This is a genomic window from Mesorhizobium sp. LNJC405B00 (assembly GCF_000502615.1).
In the GTDB taxonomy this organism is placed as follows: domain Bacteria; phylum Pseudomonadota; class Alphaproteobacteria; order Rhizobiales; family Rhizobiaceae; genus Mesorhizobium.
This window is the reverse complement of record NZ_AYWC01000005.1, coordinates 23,844-41,004: the sequence shown is the minus strand read 5'-3', so window position 1 is coordinate 41,004 and position 17,161 is coordinate 23,844. Positions and strand designations below refer to the sequence as shown.

Genomic DNA, 17,161 nt, shown 5'->3' with positions numbered 1-17,161 from the left:
ACATGTAACCCATTGAAAATGATTCACTTTTTCTTGCGCGGTACGTATCGCCAGTATGGAAATTCGAGTTGCACCGGCTTTCGAAAGTGCGTCCGCTTCTCGTCAAGCAGGTCTATGATAGGTGAGGCGCTTACCAGCGGCACCCTTCAACGCGATGAAAGCGCGGGTGCCGTCATCAACGCCCATGGCAATGCGGTTGCTGTAGCGGAAGTCGAATTCAGCGAGGTAGCGGTGCAGATGGTGTTCGCCGCAATGCTGATAGACGCCTTTCATGCCGCGCTTGAAGATCGAATAGAAGCCTTCCACGGTGTTGGTGTGGATGGTCTTCTCGCCTTCGTAGCGCACGTATTCGTCCTTGGAATGCGTGACGACATCGTGGGAAGCAAATTCCTGGCCCGCGCGGCGATAGATGCCGCTCTCGTCTGTCATGAGCGCTGTTTCGCGTGCGATGTTGGCGCGAACGATTGGCATCACGTTGCCCATGCGGGCGGTATCGACGTGGAAGGAACGGGCGCGGCCACCACGCTCTACCAGCGTAACGACAGTGTTCTTGTGAGCGCCGCCGCCCGACTTGACCGGGGTGCCCTTCAGGCGACCGATATACGTCTCGTCAACCTCGACGGTCTTGCCGTTGCCGCCAAGCGGGGAGAAGTCGCCAGACGCCATTGCAAGGCGAATGCGGTGGCACAGGAACCAAGCCGCCTCATAGGTGCATTCGAGTATGCGGTGCATCTGGTGGGCGCTAATGCCCTTCTTAGAGGCGCACATAAGGTGGATAGCCTGAAGCCACTTGGTGAGCGGCATATGGCTTTCCTCAAAGATCGAACCCATGCGGACGGTGAACTGCGAACGGCAAGCGCTGCACTTGTACAGGCCATGACGCTCGACACCGTTTGGATTCTTCTTGGAAGGCTTGGTGCGAACACCCTTCAACGAGTAGTGGCGATCAACAGAGCCGCACTTGGGGCAAACAGGACCATTCGGCCACAGGATGCCTTCCACATGCTCGAACGCCTTGGCTTCGTCGTGGAACTCGGGGCGGGACAGAACGGACATGGAAATCTCCTATGTCCTTACCCTACGTAATCACTTTGGGTTTGTCAATCGGATAATCGCCTGTGCCATGGCGATGTATGATTGACAAACCATAGGCGAATTTTCTCTCGCAATGATAAGAAGCACGGTCCTTGGCACGAGGGGAGACATCATGGGATTTTGGGATTCATCAACCGGCTTTTTCCCGCGACCGAAGAATTGCGCCGGTACTCAGTGACCGCAGGTCCCTATTCATTCATGTTTCTGGTGAAGCGCATCCCAGCCGAAAACCAGAAATTCGTACGCTTCCGCCTCAGCCATATGGGAGCGGTCCAGGATAGTTGCACATTCAGCGTCGAGGAGTTCGGTTCCCTCGTTGATGCCGTCCTGAAGATAAAGGCAGAGCTAGATTACACACTGCTCGCGAGCGCAACCCAGCCGTAGGGGAATGGGCGATTATACGGTTGACAGAACTGGGCTGCGACTTAATCCGAGGGCCTCCCGCGATCGCACCATATCTGTATTGGCGCGGTCTGGTATTGCTCCGGAACGCCCTTGCGTGTCCAATCAACTTCCGTTCTTAGCTATAAGACGGCAGGACTAAAGTCTTGCGCCGTGAACGCAAAGGTCTGATGTAACCGCTTTGGTTCCGTTCTTGTGCCTTGGACGTTCCCGTATTTTAGTCAGTCGAGATACTACCTATATGGCCGAAGCCGGCCTGTTCTCGAGCAGCGCAGCCCCCGCAATATCATCCAAAATCGGGCAGTCCGGCCGGTCGTCGCCATGGCAGGCCTGGATCAGCGTCTGCAAGGTCGTGCGCATCGACTGCAGCTCGCGCACCTTTTCCTCGATGGCGCTCACATGGGCGGCGGCAATCTCGCGCACATCGTGGCTGGCGCGGCTGCGATCGCGGTAGAGCGCCATCAACTGGCGGCAATCGTCGATTGAAAAGCCGAGGTTGCGAGCACGGCGCAGGAAGGCTAGCCGATGGATGTCGTCGCTGGAATAATCGCGATAGCCATTGCCGGCGCGCGCCGGGGCGATCAGGCCGATCTCTTCATAGTAGCGGATGGTCTTGGCCGGCAGGCCGGACCGCGCCGCGGCATCGCCTACATTCATTGTGATTCCTCGATGTGGTTCCCTGATTCTATGCTATCCGACAGGACCGACCATTGTTTTTCCTTCACAATCCCGTGAGTCCTGTTGCCGAAATGCCATAGTTGACGGCTTACCGGCACGTAAGCTCCTGCATATAGGCATCGCGCGCTTGGCAAGCAAAGCAAATGCCAGCATGAATGATTTCAGGAAAAGCGGCCGTAACGTGTCGCGACATCTTGGCGGGGCATCGGACCATTTCATGCGCATGAAGTCATTTGCAATCGTCGCCGCACTTGCGTTGTCGGCCGCGATCTCGGGTTGCAGCACGATCGGCTCGCAGCTGTTCTCCAACAACTACGGTTCGGTGAACGATGCAGGCTACCAACTGCCGCGCATCCCGATCGAGAGGGTGCCGCTGAAGTACCACCGGCAAGAGGTGAACTACGACACCTCGGAAAAGCCGGGCACCATTGTCGTCGATACCCAGAACAAGTTTCTCTACTTCGTCGAAGGCGACGGCCGGGCGATCCGCTACGGGATCGGCGTCGGCCGCGAAGGCTTTGAATGGCACGGGACCGCCCATATCGCGCTGAAGCGCGAATGGCCTACCTGGACGCCGCCGCGGCAGATGATCCAGCGCCAGCCGGAGCTAGCGAAGTTCGCGAGCGGCATGGAGCCGGGCCTGAAGAACCCGCTCGGCGCGCGCGCCATGTATCTGTTCAACAAGGGCGGTGATATGGGCTACCGCCTGCACGGCAGTCCGGAATGGAATTCGATCGGCAAGGCGATGTCGTCAGGCTGCATCCGGCTGATGAACCAGGACATCATCGACCTCTACGACCGCACGTCGGTCGGCGCCAAGGTCATCGTGATGTAGGACCATGATCCGGAACCGAGGTCCACGAAAGCGAAAAGTGGAACCGGTTTTCGGGAAGACCATGGTCAAAATAGGCGTTACCCTTCGTACGCGGACCGTCTAGGCAACAACGGACGTCCAAAACAGAAAACCGGGCAATCTGGCCCGGTTTTTTGTTGCTCGCTCGAATGCGTGAAGGGGTCTTAGGAGACCTGCTCGACCTGCTGTACTTCCGGCACGAAGTGGCGGAGCAGGTTCTGGATGCCGTGCTTCAGCGTCGCCGTCGAGGACGGGCAGCCGGCGCAGGCGCCCTTCATGTGCAGGAACACGGTGCCGTTCTCGAAGCCGCGGAAGGTGATGTCGCCGCCATCCTGGGCAACCGCCGGGCGCACCCTGGTGTCGAGCAGTTCCTTGATGGTGATGACCAGTTGCTCATCGGCCTTGTCGTAGAATTCGCCGGTCTGGCTGGTCTCGGCGGCGGGGCCGGCATTGACCATGACGGGCGCGCCCGACATGAAATGCTCCATGATGGCGCCCAGGATCGCCGGCTTCAGGTGCTGCCAGTCCGGGCCGTCCTTGGTCACGGTGATGAAGTCATAGCCGAAGAAGACGCCGGTCACGCCGGGGATCTCGAACAGCCGGCCGGCCAGCGGCGAGGCGCTGGCTGCACTGTCGGCGTCGCGGAAATCGGCGGTGCCTTCAACAAGGACTTCCTTGCCGGGCAGGAACTTCAGCGTTGCCGGGTTCGGCGTCGATTCGGTCTGGATGAACATGGCCGTCTCCGTGCCCAGTCGGGCAGCTAGTTTGGAATAGTTCTAAATAGGCTCAATCGGCTGGACATTCAAGCGAAACGCGTCGCTCAAAACGGCTGGCTGGCGGAATGTTTTTGCTGGCTGGGAATGAATCCCGCGCGGGCTATAAATCCAGGATCGTGATGTTATCCGAAACCGCTTCACACTTCCGGCATCACTCTCTATGCGAGGCTGTCGATCTCCTCGTCAGACAGGTTCTGCGGCACCACTGTGACCGGAATAGGGAAGGCGGCGCCCTTGCCGGCAACAGCCCCGACCAGCGGCCCGGGTCCTTCCTTGCCGGCACCTGCCGCCAGCACCAGGATGGCGATGTCCTGGTCTTCCTCGATCAGCTTGTGGATCTCCTCGGTCGGCTTGCCTTCGCGCACCACCATCTCGGGCTCGATGCCGAGCTTCTGGCGCACCTTGTTGGCGTAGCCGTCGAGTGCCGCGCGTGCCGTGGCATTGGCTTCCTCGCGCATGATCTTCTCGACGCCCAGCCAGTGCTGAAAGTCGTCCGGTGTGATGATGTAGAGCAGCACCAGCGTGCCGCTGGTGCTCTGCGCCCGCTTGGAGGCGTAGGCGACGGCGCGCTCGCACTCCGGCGTGTCGTCGATGATCGTCAGGAATTTCCTGCGATGGCCGGCTTCGCGACTGAGGCGTTTGGAGACCATGTCTATCTGCTCGATGTTTCGACCGCAATCTGCCACCGCGACAGACCGGCGGCAAGCCGCCGGCCTTGGGCCAGAATGGTGCGGTGCACTGACGGTAGGATCAGCCCTGCAACAGGCCGATAATGTCGCGTACCGTCTTCATGGTGGTCTCAGCCAGCGCGCCGGCGCGTTCGCCGCCGTCTCTCAGCACCGCGTCGACATAGGCGCGGTCGCCCTCGATACGGCGCATCTCGCCGGCGATCGGCGCCAGTTTTTCCACGGCAAGGTCGGCGAGCGCCGGCTTGAACACGGAAAACTGCTGGCCGCCGAATTCCTTCAGCACGTCCGCCTTCGACATCTCGGCCAGCCCTGCATAGATGCCGACCAGGTTTTCCGCTTCCGGGCGGCTTTCCAGGCCGTCGACTTCGCTTGGCAATGCTTCCGGGTCGGTCTTGGCCTTGCGGATCTTCTTCGAGATGGTGTCGGCATCGTCGGTCAAATTGATGCGGGACAGATCCGACGGGTCCGACTTCGACATCTTCTTGGAGCCGTCGCGCAGGCTCATGATGCGCGCCGCCGGCCCGCCGATCACCGGTTCGGTTATCGGGAAGAACCCGTTTACCGTCTCTTCGCCAACCTGCATCTCGACGCCGACGCCAAGACTGGCGATGCGGCTCGAAAAATCATTATTGAACTTTTGCGCGATGTCGCGGGTCAGCTCCAGATGCTGCTTTTGGTCCTCGCCCACCGGCACATGGGTCGCGCGGTAGAGCAGGATGTCGGCGGCCATCAGCGAGGGATAGGCTAGCAGGCCCAGCGAGGCATTTTCGCGGTCCTTGCCGGCCTTGTCCTTGAACTGCGTCATCTTGTTCATCCAGCCGATGCGCGCCACGCAATTGAAGATCCAGGCAAGCTCGGCATGCTGCATCACCCGCGACTGGTTGAAGACGATGTGCTTCTTCGGGTCGATGCCGGAGGCAAGGAAGGCGGCGGTGATCGAGCGGGTCTGGTCGGCGAGGTCGTCATGGACGAGCTGTGCCGTCAGCGAATGCAGGTCGACGACGCAATAGATGCAGTCTGACGTGTCCTGCAGGGCGACGAATTTCTTGATGGCGCCGAGATAGTTGCCGAGATGCAGATTGCCGGTCGGCTGTACCCCGGAAAAAACGAGCTGTTTGAAGGCGGTCATGATGTCCTCATGGCTTGTGGAGGGCCGTATAAGCGTGATTCCGAAAAGTTGCAGACTTTTCGGAGCCAATCACGCGGCTGGAAACCACGCGCGGCGAAAGTCTTGCGACGGCGCGCTTATGGACGAAGGGGCGGAGAGGATCAAGACCGGTGTTGCTGTTAGCTCGTCCGGACTATTCGTCCAGATCGGCCTTTGGCGCTGGCGCCGCTGCCTTGCCCGAGCCGCGTTTCACATTGCGCCGGATCATTCCGAAATCGGCGCCGCCGGTGGCGAAAGCCGTGACGAAGTAGAGCAGCGCCCCGCCGGCTACCAATGAGAGAAGCGTCACGGCCTTGATCACCAGTGGCGAGCCGGGGCCGAGCCTGATGGCCAGCCAGTGCTCGGCGAAATAGAGTGCTGTCGCCATCACCGCAGCCGACAGCACAAGACGCGGAATGCGCTTCAGCAGCGGCGCGTCGCGGCCCCAATGGCCGCGCCGGATCAGGACGGCGAGCAGCATCACCGCGTTGACCCAGCCGGCGACGGCCGAGGCTACCGCAATGCCGGGCGCGCCCATTTTCGGGAACAGCGTCAGCGCGGTGATCACGTTCACGCCGACCGAGATGGCGGCGAACATCATCGGCGTGCGCGTGTCCTCGCGGGCGAAATAGCCGGGAGTGAAAGCCTTGATCAGCACGAAGGCCGGCAGGCCGAGGCCAAAGATCGCCAGGATTGCGGCCACTGTCGGCGTCGAGCCGTTGGCGGCGAAGGCGCCGCGCTCATAGACCAGCCGCACGATCGGCTCCGCCATCACCCACAGTGCCGCCGCCGCCGGCAAGGTCATGAACAGGGTGAACTCGACCGAGCGGTTCTGCAGATTGGCCGCCTCGACCAGATTGCCCGATTTCAGCGCCCGCGACAGCTCCGGCAACAGCACGATGGCCACCGCGACGCCGACGACGCCGAGCGGCAGCTGGTAGATGCGGTCGGCGTAAGCAAGCGAGGACACGGCGCTGTCCTGCGCCGACGCGATCGCCGTGCCGATCAGCTGGTTGATCTGGGTGATGCCGCCGGTGATCGCCGCCGGCAGCGCCAGGATCAGCAGGCGCTTGACGTTGGGCGTCATCTTCGGCCGGCGAAAGCCGATGGCGATGCCGGCATTGCGCACCGCCACCCAGACGATGGCAAGCTGCACCAGCCCCGCCGCCAGCACGCCCCAGGACAGGCTGAAACCGACCTCACGGGCATCCATGCCGTGGTACCAGGCGTAGCCGAGCACGCTGATCAGGATGATGTTGAGGAAAGCCGGCGCCACGGCAGCCGCGAAATAGCGGCGCAGCGAATTCAGCATGCCGGCCATCATCGCTGCGAGCGACATGCAGATGAGATACGGGAACATGATCGTCGCCAGCAGGACGGTCGTCTCGAATTTGCCCGGCGTGTCGGCAAAACCCGGCGCCACGAGATAGCGCACGATCAGCGGCATCGCCAATTCCATGACGATGGTCAGCGCCAGAAGTGCGGTGAACAGGACGCCGAACACTTCCTCCGAAAAGCGCTTGGCGCCGTCGGTGCCGTGGGTCTCGATCTCCTTGGCAAACAGCGGCACGAAGGCGGCGTTGAAGGCGCCTTCGGCAAACAGCCGGCGAAACGTGTTTGGAAACTGGAAGGCGGCGTTGAAGGCGTCCGCCACCGGCCCGGTGCCGAGTGCGGCAGCCATCAGCATCTCGCGGCCAAAGCCAAGGGCGCGGCTCATCAGCGTGCCGGACGCAACCGTGGCGAATTTCTTGACGAGGCTCATGCGCGGGGAGATTGCCTGGATGATTGGGACAAAGGGGATGATTGGGACAAAGGGGGTGATTGGGACAAAGTGATGGTCACTCGGCCGCCGCCTTGGCCTTGCCGCCGCGCTCTGGGACAACGCCTTCAAGCGCCGCGATCAGCCTGGCGTGGATGGTGGCGGTGCGTGCCGGGTTGTCGATCTTCTGCCCCGTAAGGTCGGTGACATAGAAAGTGTCGATCACCTTCTCGCCGAAGGTGGTGATGTGAGCCGAGGCGATGTCGAGCGAGAGATCGGACAACGCACTGGTGATTTCCGACAACAGCCCAGGCCGGTCCAGGCCCTCGACCTCGATCACCGAAAACCGGTTCGACAGCGTGTTGCGGATTTCGGCGCGCGGCGGAATCTTGAACACCTTGGCGCCGCGCCGCGGCCGGGTGCGCTTCTCGATCATCTCCGGCAGCCAGCTCTTGCCCGACAGCACGTCCTCGATCAGCCGGCCGACGCGCTGGGCGCGACGGCGCTCATCCTCATCGCGGTCGAATTCCCGTGAGATCAGGATGATGTCCAGCGCGCGGCCGTCGGACGTGGTGAAGATCTGCGCGTCGACGATGTTGCCGCCGGCGCCGGCACAGGCGCCGGCAATAACCGAAAGCAGGCGCGGATGATCCTGCGCCAGCACGGTGATCTCGGTCACCGCCTCGAATTGGTGCGTCCTGACCACGGTGGCGAGCTTCTTGCCTGCCGCGTCGGCTTCGCGGATGAATTCGGCATGACGCAGCTGATCGGGGAGGTCGACCGTCAGCAGATAGTTCTCGTAATGCAGGCCGACATAGCGCTTGCGGGCCTTGTCCGGCCAATCGGCTAGCGCCTCGGCTAGCCGCTCGCGCGCCGCCGCCGTCCGCTTGGCGCGCGACACTTCCGAGAAGCCGCCGGTCAAAAGCAGTTCGGTCTCGTAGTAGAGCGTGCGCAGGAGCTGGCCCTTCCAGCCGTTCCACACGCCCGGCCCGACACCCCTGATGTCGCAGACGGTCAGGATCAACAGCATTTTCAGCCGCTCGACCGATTGCACGATCGAGGCGAAATCCTCGATCGTCTTGCGGTCGTTGAGGTCGCGCGTCTGCGCCGTCATCGACATCACGAGATGGTTCTCGACCAGCCAGGCGACTGTCTCGGTGTCGGCCGCCGACAGCCCCATATGCGGGCAGATGCGGCGCGCGATCCGGGCGCCGGCCTCTGAGTGATCCTCCGGCCGGCCCTTGGCGATGTCGTGCAGCAGCACCGCGACATAGAGCGCCTCGCGGCTCTTCTCTAGCCCCGGCATCAGCGTGTGCGAGAGCGGATGCACCTTTTCGCCGTCGCCGCGCTCGATCTCGGCCAAGACGCCGATGCAGCGGATCAGGTGCTCGTCCACCGTATAGTGGTGGTACATCGAGAACTGCATCATGGCGACTATTCTGCCGAAATCGGGGATCAGCCTGCCGAGCAGGCCGGCCTCGTTCATGCGCCGCAAATTAAGCTCGGCATTGCGGTCCGAGGTCAGGATGTCGAGGAACAGCCGGTTGGCCTCCTCGTCGCGCCGCAGCGACTTGTTGACCAGACCGAGCGAGCGGGTGAGCAGCTTCAGCGCATCGGGATGGAACTCCAGCCCGTGCTTGTCGGCGAACCAGAACAGCCTGAGCAGATTGACCGGGTCGCGCTCGAACACGCTGTCGTCGGCGACGTTGATGCGGTGATTGTCGACAATGAAGTCCGACGTGCCTGCCAGCTTGCGCTTGCGGCGCTGGAAGGTGAGGAAGATGCGGTTGAAGCCGGGCACATGCTTGGCCTGCTCTTCCTCGAGCGCGGCGCAGAAGATGCGGGTGAGGTCGCCGACATCCTTGGCGACGAGGAAGTAATGCTTCATGAAGCGCTCGACCGCCGACAGACCGGGATGGGTGGTGTAGCCGAGACGTTCGGCAATCTCGCGCTGGATGTCGAAATGCAGCCGTTCCTCGGCCTTGCCGGTGAGGAAATGCATGTGGCAGCGCACCGCCCAGAGGAAATCCTCGGCCTTGAGGAATTCCCGGTATTCGGCCTCGGTGAACACAGCCTTGTCGACCAATTCCTCGCCGGTGCGCACGCGATAAAAATACTTGGCGATCCAGAACAGCGTCTGCAAATCGCGCAGGCCGCCCTTGCCGTCCTTGACGTTGGGCTCGACCAGATAGCGGCTTTCGCCGGCCTTGGCATGGCGATCGTCGCGTTCGGCGAGCTTGGCCTGCACATATTCCGGTCCGGTGGTGCGCACCACTTCATGGTCGAAGCGGGTGAGCAATTCGTCGAAGAGCTTCTGTTCGCCCCACAGGAACCGCGCTTCCAGGATCGTGGTGCGGATGGTGATATCGCTGCGCGACAGCCTGAGACACTCGTCGATGTTGCGGGTGGCGTGGCCAACCTTCAACCCGAGGTCCCACAGCATATAGAGCATATATTCGACGATCTGTTCGCCCCACGGCGTCTGCTTGTAGGGCAGCAGGAACAACAGGTCGATGTCGGAGCCCGGCGCCAGCGTGCCGCGGCCATAGCCGCCGACGGCAACGACCGCCATGCGCTCTGCGGTCGAGGGGCTTTTCACCCGGTAGACGTGGGTCGCGGCGAACTCGTAGAGGGCGCGGATGATCTCGTCCATCAGATGCGACAGCCGGGCGGCGCAGGCCGTGCCGCTGCCATCGTCCATCAGCATGCGCTCGGCAACCTTGCGGCCCTCGGTCAGCCGATCCTTCAGCAGCCGGAGCGCACCGACGCGCGCGCCGGGCTCGATGCCGCTGGCCGCCGAGATCAGCGCCGTCATGTCGCGGCGCAAAGCCTCGCTGTCGATCAGCGCGTCGAGCTTGAGGGAGATTTTTGCCATGGATTGCCGGTGGGCCTCGCCTTTGCGCGGCGTCTATAGCGCGTTTTCACGGCGCTGTGTATGGGGCGGACGGACGCGTCGGCCGCGATACCAGAAAGGGATGATCATCTCGCGCCGAAGCCGGAAGAGATCGGCGATCTGCCGCGTCAACCGCCTGGCCTCGATCCTTACCTTGGCGGTGATTGGCCTGGGGCGCCGTTTACCTATCCCGCTTGCCACCCATTCCTCTGTTCGGTCCTGCTTGAGCAGGCTTGGCAATCTCACCGGACTGTCGCCGAGGAATTGTGCCTGCAGGCACAATGCCGGGGCGAGTTGGTAAATGACCTTGTCGGATGAGGTCGCAAAACGCGGATTGAAGATGAGGTGATCGACGGGAATGCTGATCTCATTCGTTGCCGCAAGAAGGTCCTGCGCGGCCTGTCTGGACAGGATGTATCCCGCCGTACCGATATGGAGCCCGTGCAGTCTGCTCGCGGAAAATCCGTGGCCGCAGGCGACTTGCTTGCGTGAAATTACGGTTCGGTTGAAGAACGTTTCCAACTTGACGATGTCCGCATCGGCGGGAATCCAGCTCGCATCGGCAAGCAAAGCGCCGGCTTTGTCCGGGAAAACGACATCGTCCTCGAAAATCGCCGCGTAAGCATCCTCACCTGCAGCGATCATCGACCAACACTGTTGGTGGCTGAGCAGGCATGCAATCTCGGCGTCGGCCAGACGCAAATGCTTCTTGCCCTGCGGCATTTCGGCCAGATCCGGCCGATCTCGCGCATCGATGGCGGCGACCCGCTCAAACGCGATGCCGATGCGGGCGAACTCCGCCGTTACATGGGCGAGGCGATCGCGGGACCGATCGAGATTGATAATCAGGCATTTCATTTGGGTGGGATCGATGCAGTGGGACGCGCGTCCATAGCATGGGAACAAAGTTGCGTAAGCGATTTTCCCTTGATGTGCGCGATGACGGCCACGATCGAAAAGTGGAAATCGCCCCTTGACCTTCCAGTTACTGGAAGCACTACCTCCTCACCCAGACAGATATAAGGCACTTTTCGATGGCGCATTCCGAGCATCACCACCACGCGCACGCGGCCGATGGCAACTGCTGTACGGCAAAGGCTGCTGAGCCGGCCGCCGAAGCCGTGGTGCGCGATCCGGTGTGCGGCATGAGCGTCGATCCGGCAGCCGGCAAGCCGACGGCCGAGCATGGCGGCCGTCTTTTTCACTTCTGCAGCGAGGGTTGCCGTACGAAATTCGTCGCCGGGCCTGAAAAATACCTGACCGCCACCGACCCCGTCTGTGGCATGAGTGTCGACCGCGCTACCGCCAGGCATTTTTTCCGCCACGAAGGCCAAGGTTTCTATTTCTGCTCGGCCGGCTGCCGGGCGAAGTTCGAGGCCGAGCCGCAAAACTATCTCGGCGATAGGCCGGCGGCGTCGCCAGTGCCGAAAGGCACTCAATACACCTGCCCGATGCACCCCGAAGTGATAAGAGACAAGCCCGGCTCCTGCCCGATCTGCGGCATGGCGCTTGAGCCGATGGGCGTTCCCACTGGCGATGAGGGCCCGAACCCCGAACTGGTAGACTTCACCAGACGGTTCTGGGTCAGCGCGGTGCTGTCCCTGCCGCTGCTGATCGTTGCCATGGCGCCGATGCTCGGCCTGACGTTCCAGGCGTTTGTCGACGGGCGAACGATGGTCTGGCTGGAATTGGCGCTGGCCAGCCCAGTGGTGCTGTGGGCGGCCTTCCCCTTCTTCCACCGCGGCTGGGAGTCGCTGGTCAACCGCAGCCCCAACATGTGGACGCTGATTTCGCTGGGTGTGGGTGCGGCCTACCTCTACAGCGTCGTCGCCGCACTGTTTCCGGACATCTTTCCGCATCAGTTCCGTGGCCATGGCGGCACCGTCCCGGTCTATTTCGAGGCAGCTTCCGTCATCGTCGCGCTGGTATTCCTCGGTCAGGTGCTCGAATTGCGGGCGCGCGAAAAGACCGGCTCGGCCATCCGTGCGCTGCTCGACCTGGCGCCGAAGACGGCACGGCTGATCGGGGAGGACGGCTCCGACACCGACGTGCCGCTCGATGCGGTCAGGACCGGCGACCACCTGCGCCTCCGTCCAGGCGACGCCGTGCCGGTCGACGGCATCGTAACGGAAGGCCGTTCCTCCATCGACGAATCGATGATCTCGGGCGAGCCGCTGCCGGTCGAAAAAACGAAAGGCGATGCCTTGACCGGCGGCACGCTCAACAAGAACGGTTCGCTGATCATGCGCGCCGAAAAGGTCGGCTCCGAAACGACGCTTTCGCGCATCGTCGAGCTGGTCGCAAAGGCGCAGCGTTCGCGCGCGCCGATTCAAGGTTTAGCCGATCGCGTCTCCTTCTACTTCGTGCCGGCCGTCGTGCTGGTCGCGCTCGCGGCCTTTGCCGCCTGGGCGATCTTCGGTCCCGAACCCAGCTTGATCTTTGCCATCGTCTCGGCGGTCTCGGTGCTGATCATCGCCTGCCCCTGCGCGCTCGGCCTGGCGACGCCGATGTCGATCATGACCGCCACCGGGCGCGGGGCGCACGCGGGCGTGCTGATCAAGGACGCGGCCGCGCTCGAGCGCTTCGCTTCGGTCGACACGTTGATCGTCGACAAGACCGGCACCTTGACCGAAGGCAAGCCTCGCTTGACCGATGTCGTCGCTGCCGAAGGCCTGTCTGAGAATGAATTGCTGGCGCTCGCCGCCGGCCTGGAAAAAGGCTCGGAGCATCCGCTGGCCGAGGCCATTGTCGGCGGCGCCGACGTACGCGGCCTGACGCTCGTTGAGGCCAGCGGCTTCGACGCCGTCACCGGCAAGGGCGTATCCGGCACGGTGTCTGGCAGGAAGGTTTCGCTCGGCAACGCCGCTATGATGGCCGATGTCGGCATCGACACCGCTTCCCTGTCGGCCAGGGCCGAGGCGCTGCAGGCAGAAGGCAAGACGGCGATGTTCGTTGCGGTGGACAAAAAACTGGCCGGCATTGTCGCGGTCGCCGATCCGGTCAAGGCAACGACAGCCGAGGCGATCAGGGCGCTGCACGACAGAGGCTTGCGGATCATCATGGCGACCGGCGACAACGAGCGCACGGCGCGCGCCATCGCCAAAAGCCTTGGCATTGACGAGGTGCGCGCCGGCCTGCTGCCGGAACAAAAGGCAGCCCTTGTCGAGGATTTGCGTGCGAAAGGTGCCGGCATCGCCATGGCCGGCGACGGCGTCAACGATGCGCCGGCCCTGGCCAGCGCCGATGTCGGCATCGCCATGGGCACCGGCGCCGATGTCGCTGTCGAGAGCGCCGGCATTACGCTGGTCAAGGGCGATCTCAACGGCATTGTCAGGGCGCGAACGCTCGCGCAGGGGACGATCCGCAACATCCGCCGGAATCTGTTTTTCGCCTTCCTCTACAATGTGCTTGGCGTGCCGGTTGCTGCCGGCGTGCTATATCCGCTCACCGGCACGCTTTTGTCGCCGATGCTGGCGGCGGCGGCCATGAGCCTGTCTTCGGTTTCGGTCATCGCCAACGCATTGCGGTTGCGGACGTTGAAACTCTGAGCAAAGCCCCCAGATACGAATTCAATCAACAGGAGATCATGGATGACCTTGGCTAAGAAAATCGTGCTTTTGATGATGGCGGCGGGAATGCTGCTTGCCGTTTTCCTCGAAAGCGTCCCGGCGCAATCCGAAGAGATGAAACACGACATGGGCGCGATGGGCGCGCAAGGTCCTTCGACCGACGGCTACAAGGCGGCGATGGACAAGATGCACTCCGACATGATGATCGAATATTCCGGCAATGCCGATGTCGATTTCGTGCGCGGCATGATCCCGCATCATCGGGGCGCGATCGACATGGCCAAGGTGGAACTCGCCAATGGCAAGGATCCCGAAATCCGCAAGCTGGCCGAAGATGTCATCGCCGCGCAGGAAGCCGAGATCACCAAGATGCACGCTTGGCTCGCCGCCCATCCGGCGAAGTAAGGCAGCAACGGCCATGCCGGAGAGATCCATTCTGGATTTCTATCCGTGCTTGTGATGCCATTCAAATCGATTACACGGCGCCAGGAGCCCACATGCCATCGACGATAAGAGCCACCACGCTGCCTTCGGGCGAGACCGTCCAGGTGCTGGGACAGGGCACATGGAAGATGGGCGAGGATTCCCGCCGCCGCGCCGGGGAGGTCAACGCCCTGAAGCTCGGGCTGGACCTCGGCATGACGTTGATCGACACCGCTGAAATGTATGCCAGCGGCGGCGCCGAGGAGGTGGTGGCGGAAGCCATTGCCGGGCGCCGCGACGAACTCTTTCTTGTCTCCAAGGTGCTGCCGTCCAATGCCTCGCGCACCGGCGTGGCGCGGGCCTGCGAAAACAGCTTGAAGCGCCTGCGCACCGACCGCATCGATCTCTATCTCCTGCATTGGCCGGGCAGTGTGCCTCTAGGCGAAACGGTCGAGGCTTTCGAGGCGTTGATGAAGGCCGGCAAGATCCGTCACTGGGGCGTCAGCAATTTCGACACCGACGAAATGGAGGAGCTGACCGGCCTGTCGTCTGGCGATCATGTCCAGACCAACCAGGTGCTCTACAATCTGTCGCGGCGCGGCCCCGAATTCGATCTCGCGCCATGGAGCCGGCAGCGCGGCATCCCGCTGATGGCCTATTCGCCGGTCGAGCAGGGCGCGCTGGCGCGCAATTCCAGGCTGGAAACCATCGCCGCCCGCCACAACGCCACGGCAGCACAGATCGCGCTTGCCTGGGTGATGGCGCAGCCCGGTGTCATCGCCATCCCGAAGGCGAGCAGCCAGGAGCATGTCCGCCAGAATGTTGCCGCGCTCGACATCGAGCTGACGGCCGAAGACCTCGCCGAACTCGACCGCGCCTTTCCACCGCCGACGCGCAAGCGCGGGCTGGAGATGATCTAGATTGGAACGGGTTTCGACCGGGTATCATCATACGGCGTATAGAGTCGGAGCCATGACGGTCACGTCGCTGCGCGACGGTTACGTCGACATGCCAATCAGGCGGCTGCGCCAGCCCGGAGACCGGACATTCGGTGACAACCTGCCCTCGCATGTACCGCTCGTCGACGGTGCGCTCAGGCTGTCGGTCAACGCCTTCGCCATCGATGACGGCGACGACATCACGCTGATCGACACAGGGGCTTCGAACGCCTGGCACCCGACAATGGGGCACCTGCCCGAGGCGCTGCGCGAGGCGAAGATCGCCACCGACCGGATTCGGACTGTTGCTTTCACCCACACCCATCTCGACCATATACACGGGCTCATCCTTGCCGATGGTGGCGACGGCTTCCCGCAGCTCTCTCGGCTGCTTGTCCCGCGCGCTGAGCTCGGCATGTTTCGCGACGTGGCGAGGCTGGAACGCTTCCACGATCGCGCCCAGCCTCTCGATGCTGGACAGCGCGTCAGCGCTGACATCGATACGATCGGCTCCGCTGGCCATGAAGCCGGCCACACTTGCTTACGCGTTGTGAGCGCAGGCGAAACACTGTTGATCTGGGGCGACATCGTACATGTGCCGTCGCTTCAATTCGATCGACCCGAGATCACGTGGGAATTCGACGCAGACCAGCAGCAGGCGAGGGCAAGCCGGTTGCAAATGCTGGCGCTTGCGGCCAACAACGACTGCTACGTCGCCGGCGCGCATCTTGATTCGCCCGGCGTCGGCCGGGTTTTTCGAACCGAGACGGCTTTCCGCTTCGAGCCCTTGTAGCACTCTAGCCGAGCGCCGCCCGCGCCCGTCGCAACGCGCGCGAAAACACTGCGGTGTCGTCGAAGGCGCGCGCCAGCGTGAGCGCGCCCTGGATGGCGCCGACTGTTTCTTCGGCGAGTTCGTACGCCCTGGCAGCGCTGTGCCCGCTTCGGGTCAGCGCTTCGGCAAGATGCGCCACCCAGCGGCCGAAATAGCTTTTGATGGCCTTGGCGAAGAGGTCGCGGGATTCGTCCAGCGCGAAGGCGCCGATCAGGCAGACCCGACGGCCTGAGCGGAAATAGCTGTCGGTCGCCTTCAGCATGCGCTCGATGCCGGCGTGTGGGTCAGCATGGTCCTGCAGCGGCACGAAGACATTCTCCTCGAACCAGCCATCTATATGGGCAATGACAGCCGCCGCCATCTCTTCCTTGCCGCCGGGGAAGAAGTGGTAAAGGCTGCCTTTGCCTAGGCCGGTCGCCGCACCGATCCGTGCCAGGCTCGCCCCTTCATAGCCGTGTTCGCGGAAAACCTCGCCGATGATGGAGAGCAAATCGGCGCGATCGGGCGCGATCCTGCGCATGCGCTAGTTTTTCCGCTTGAGCATGATCATTGCCGAAAACCGCGACACAGCTCTAGGGATCATATTCTAAAGTCCGAGTTCGGACAGGCCGGGATGGTCGTCCGGCCGGCGGCCGAGCGGCCAGTGATATTTGCGCTCACCCTCGGCGATCGGCAGGTCGTTGATGCTGGCGACGCGCCTACGCATCAGCCCGGCCGCGTCGAATTCCCAATTCTCATTGCCGTAGGAGCGGAACCAGTGGCCACTGTCGTCGCGCCATTCATAGGCAAAGCGCACCGCGATGCGGTTGTCGTTCCAGGTCCAGACCTCCTTGATCAGGCGGTAGTCGAGCTCGCGAGCCCATTTGCGCGTGAGGAAGGAGACGATCTCATTTCTGCCCGAGACGAACTCGGCGCGGTTGCGCCAGGTGCTGTCCTGCGTATAGGCGAGCGAAACCCGTTCGGGATCGCGGCTGTTCCAGGCGTCTTCGGCAAGCCGAGCCTTCTGCGCGGCGGTCTCGGCGGTGAAGGGCGGCAGCGGCGGACGGCTCATGTCATTCTCCCATCGGGAAAGGCGATGGCGAGCATTGTACCAATCGGTACAATTGA

15 protein-coding genes are annotated in these 17,161 nt (G+C 62.5%); 5 read left to right on the top strand and 10 right to left on the bottom strand.

The window, feature by feature from the left end; genetic code table 11:
* Positions 1 to 102: 102 nt before the first annotated feature.
* On the bottom strand, positions 103 to 1,056 hold the full coding sequence (locus X756_RS153805; protein WP_023729613.1) for an IS1595 family transposase: 954 nt from the start codon (positions 1,054 to 1,056) through the stop codon (positions 103 to 105).
* A gap of 678 nt (positions 1,057 to 1,734) precedes the next feature.
* Positions 1,735 to 2,154 carry a Cu(I)-responsive transcriptional regulator gene (cueR, locus tag X756_RS153810; RefSeq protein WP_023703112.1) on the bottom strand — a complete coding sequence of 140 codons (420 nt, stop codon included), beginning with the start codon at positions 2,152 to 2,154 and terminating at the stop codon, positions 1,735 to 1,737.
* 238 nt (positions 2,155 to 2,392) lie between these two features.
* Between cueR and X756_RS153815 the strand changes: the two genes are divergently transcribed.
* Complete coding sequence (locus X756_RS153815; RefSeq protein WP_023729611.1) at positions 2,393 to 3,010, top strand: L,D-transpeptidase; 618 nt, start codon at positions 2,393 to 2,395, stop codon at positions 3,008 to 3,010.
* A 182-nt stretch (positions 3,011 to 3,192) separates the two neighbouring features.
* Here the strand turns inward: X756_RS153815 and X756_RS153820 are convergent, their stop codons facing one another.
* From X756_RS153820 to X756_RS153845, 6 genes are all read right to left on the bottom strand, one after another.
* Positions 3,193 to 3,762, bottom strand: coding sequence for a NifU family protein (locus X756_RS153820; protein WP_023685140.1), 570 nt, complete (start codon positions 3,760 to 3,762; stop codon positions 3,193 to 3,195).
* Between the two features lie 200 nt (positions 3,763 to 3,962).
* Positions 3,963 to 4,454: a universal stress protein gene (locus tag X756_RS153825; protein ID WP_023672856.1), complete on the bottom strand. Its 492-nt coding sequence runs from the start codon at positions 4,452 to 4,454 to the stop codon at positions 3,963 to 3,965.
* Between the two features lie 100 nt (positions 4,455 to 4,554).
* Positions 4,555 to 5,622, bottom strand: a complete 1,068-nt coding sequence (gene trpS / locus X756_RS153830; RefSeq protein ID WP_023672858.1) for a tryptophan--tRNA ligase — start codon at positions 5,620 to 5,622, stop codon at positions 4,555 to 4,557.
* A 172-nt stretch (positions 5,623 to 5,794) separates the two neighbouring features.
* Positions 5,795 to 7,402, bottom strand: a complete 1,608-nt coding sequence (murJ, locus tag X756_RS153835; RefSeq protein WP_023729610.1) for a murein biosynthesis integral membrane protein MurJ — start codon at positions 7,400 to 7,402, stop codon at positions 5,795 to 5,797.
* Positions 7,403 to 7,478: 76 nt separating this feature from the next.
* A complete protein-coding gene (locus tag X756_RS153840; protein ID WP_023729609.1) occupies positions 7,479 to 10,274 on the bottom strand; it encodes a [protein-PII] uridylyltransferase in 2,796 nt (931 codons plus the stop codon).
* 33 nt (positions 10,275 to 10,307) lie between these two features.
* Positions 10,308 to 11,150, bottom strand: a complete 843-nt coding sequence (locus X756_RS153845; protein ID WP_023729608.1) for a glycosyltransferase family 25 protein — start codon at positions 11,148 to 11,150, stop codon at positions 10,308 to 10,310.
* 176 nt (positions 11,151 to 11,326) lie between these two features.
* On the opposite strand from X756_RS153845, the gene X756_RS153850 reads away from it, so the two are divergent.
* The 4 genes from X756_RS153850 (at position 11,327) to X756_RS153865 (ending at position 16,015) form a co-directional block, all read left to right on the top strand.
* On the top strand, positions 11,327 to 13,840 hold the full coding sequence (locus tag X756_RS153850) for a heavy metal translocating P-type ATPase (protein ID WP_023729607.1): 2,514 nt from the start codon (positions 11,327 to 11,329) through the stop codon (positions 13,838 to 13,840).
* Positions 13,841 to 13,882: 42 nt separating this feature from the next.
* Entirely contained in the window at positions 13,883 to 14,266 is a 384-nt protein-coding gene (locus tag X756_RS153855; RefSeq protein ID WP_023729606.1) for a DUF305 domain-containing protein, read from the top strand.
* A gap of 92 nt (positions 14,267 to 14,358) precedes the next feature.
* On the top strand, positions 14,359 to 15,204 hold the full coding sequence (locus X756_RS153860; protein ID WP_023729605.1) for an aldo/keto reductase: 846 nt from the start codon (positions 14,359 to 14,361) through the stop codon (positions 15,202 to 15,204).
* Positions 15,205 to 15,256: 52 nt separating this feature from the next.
* Positions 15,257 to 16,015 (top strand): MBL fold metallo-hydrolase, encoded by a 759-nt coding sequence (locus X756_RS153865; protein WP_245264496.1) that lies wholly within the window; start codon positions 15,257 to 15,259, stop codon positions 16,013 to 16,015.
* Positions 16,016 to 16,019: 4 nt separating this feature from the next.
* Here X756_RS153865 and X756_RS153870 read toward each other — a convergent pair whose 3' ends face one another.
* Both X756_RS153870 and X756_RS153875 read right to left on the bottom strand, forming a co-directional pair.
* Positions 16,020 to 16,574, bottom strand: coding sequence for a TetR/AcrR family transcriptional regulator (locus tag X756_RS153870; protein WP_023729604.1), 555 nt, complete (start codon positions 16,572 to 16,574; stop codon positions 16,020 to 16,022).
* A gap of 66 nt (positions 16,575 to 16,640) precedes the next feature.
* The gene (locus X756_RS153875; RefSeq protein WP_023729603.1) at positions 16,641 to 17,105 is read right to left on the bottom strand and encodes a nuclear transport factor 2 family protein; all 465 of its coding nucleotides are present in this window, start codon (positions 17,103 to 17,105) and stop codon (positions 16,641 to 16,643) included.
* Between the last annotated feature and the right edge of the window lie 56 nt (positions 17,106 to 17,161).

What these genes read in the sequence shown, in the direction of transcription:
- X756_RS153850 (WP_023729607.1), top strand. Translation starts at nt 11,327, where the DNA reads ATGGCGCATTCCGAGCATCACCACCACGCGCACGCGGCCGATGGCAAC.
- cueR (WP_023703112.1), bottom strand. Translation starts at nt 2,154, where the DNA reads ATGAATGTAGGCGATGCCGCGGCGCGGTCCGGCCTGCCGGCCAAGACC.
- X756_RS153825 (WP_023672856.1), bottom strand. Translation starts at nt 4,454, where the DNA reads ATGGTCTCCAAACGCCTCAGTCGCGAAGCCGGCCATCGCAGGAAATTC.
- X756_RS153870 (WP_023729604.1), bottom strand. Translation starts at nt 16,574, where the DNA reads ATGCGCAGGATCGCGCCCGATCGCGCCGATTTGCTCTCCATCATCGGC.
- X756_RS153815 (WP_023729611.1), top strand. Translation starts at nt 2,393, where the DNA reads ATGCGCATGAAGTCATTTGCAATCGTCGCCGCACTTGCGTTGTCGGCC.
- murJ (WP_023729610.1), bottom strand. Translation starts at nt 7,402, where the DNA reads ATGAGCCTCGTCAAGAAATTCGCCACGGTTGCGTCCGGCACGCTGATG.
- X756_RS153845 (WP_023729608.1), bottom strand. Translation starts at nt 11,150, where the DNA reads ATGAAATGCCTGATTATCAATCTCGATCGGTCCCGCGATCGCCTCGCC.
- X756_RS153865 (WP_245264496.1), top strand. Translation starts at nt 15,257, where the DNA reads ATGACGGTCACGTCGCTGCGCGACGGTTACGTCGACATGCCAATCAGG.
- X756_RS153860 (WP_023729605.1), top strand. Translation starts at nt 14,359, where the DNA reads ATGCCATCGACGATAAGAGCCACCACGCTGCCTTCGGGCGAGACCGTC.
- X756_RS153840 (WP_023729609.1), bottom strand. Translation starts at nt 10,274, where the DNA reads ATGGCAAAAATCTCCCTCAAGCTCGACGCGCTGATCGACAGCGAGGCT.
- X756_RS153875 (WP_023729603.1), bottom strand. Translation starts at nt 17,105, where the DNA reads ATGAGCCGTCCGCCGCTGCCGCCCTTCACCGCCGAGACCGCCGCGCAG.
- trpS (WP_023672858.1), bottom strand. Translation starts at nt 5,622, where the DNA reads ATGACCGCCTTCAAACAGCTCGTTTTTTCCGGGGTACAGCCGACCGGC.
- X756_RS153805 (WP_023729613.1), bottom strand. Translation starts at nt 1,056, where the DNA reads ATGTCCGTTCTGTCCCGCCCCGAGTTCCACGACGAAGCCAAGGCGTTC.
- X756_RS153820 (WP_023685140.1), bottom strand. Translation starts at nt 3,762, where the DNA reads ATGTTCATCCAGACCGAATCGACGCCGAACCCGGCAACGCTGAAGTTC.
- X756_RS153855 (WP_023729606.1), top strand. Translation starts at nt 13,883, where the DNA reads ATGACCTTGGCTAAGAAAATCGTGCTTTTGATGATGGCGGCGGGAATG.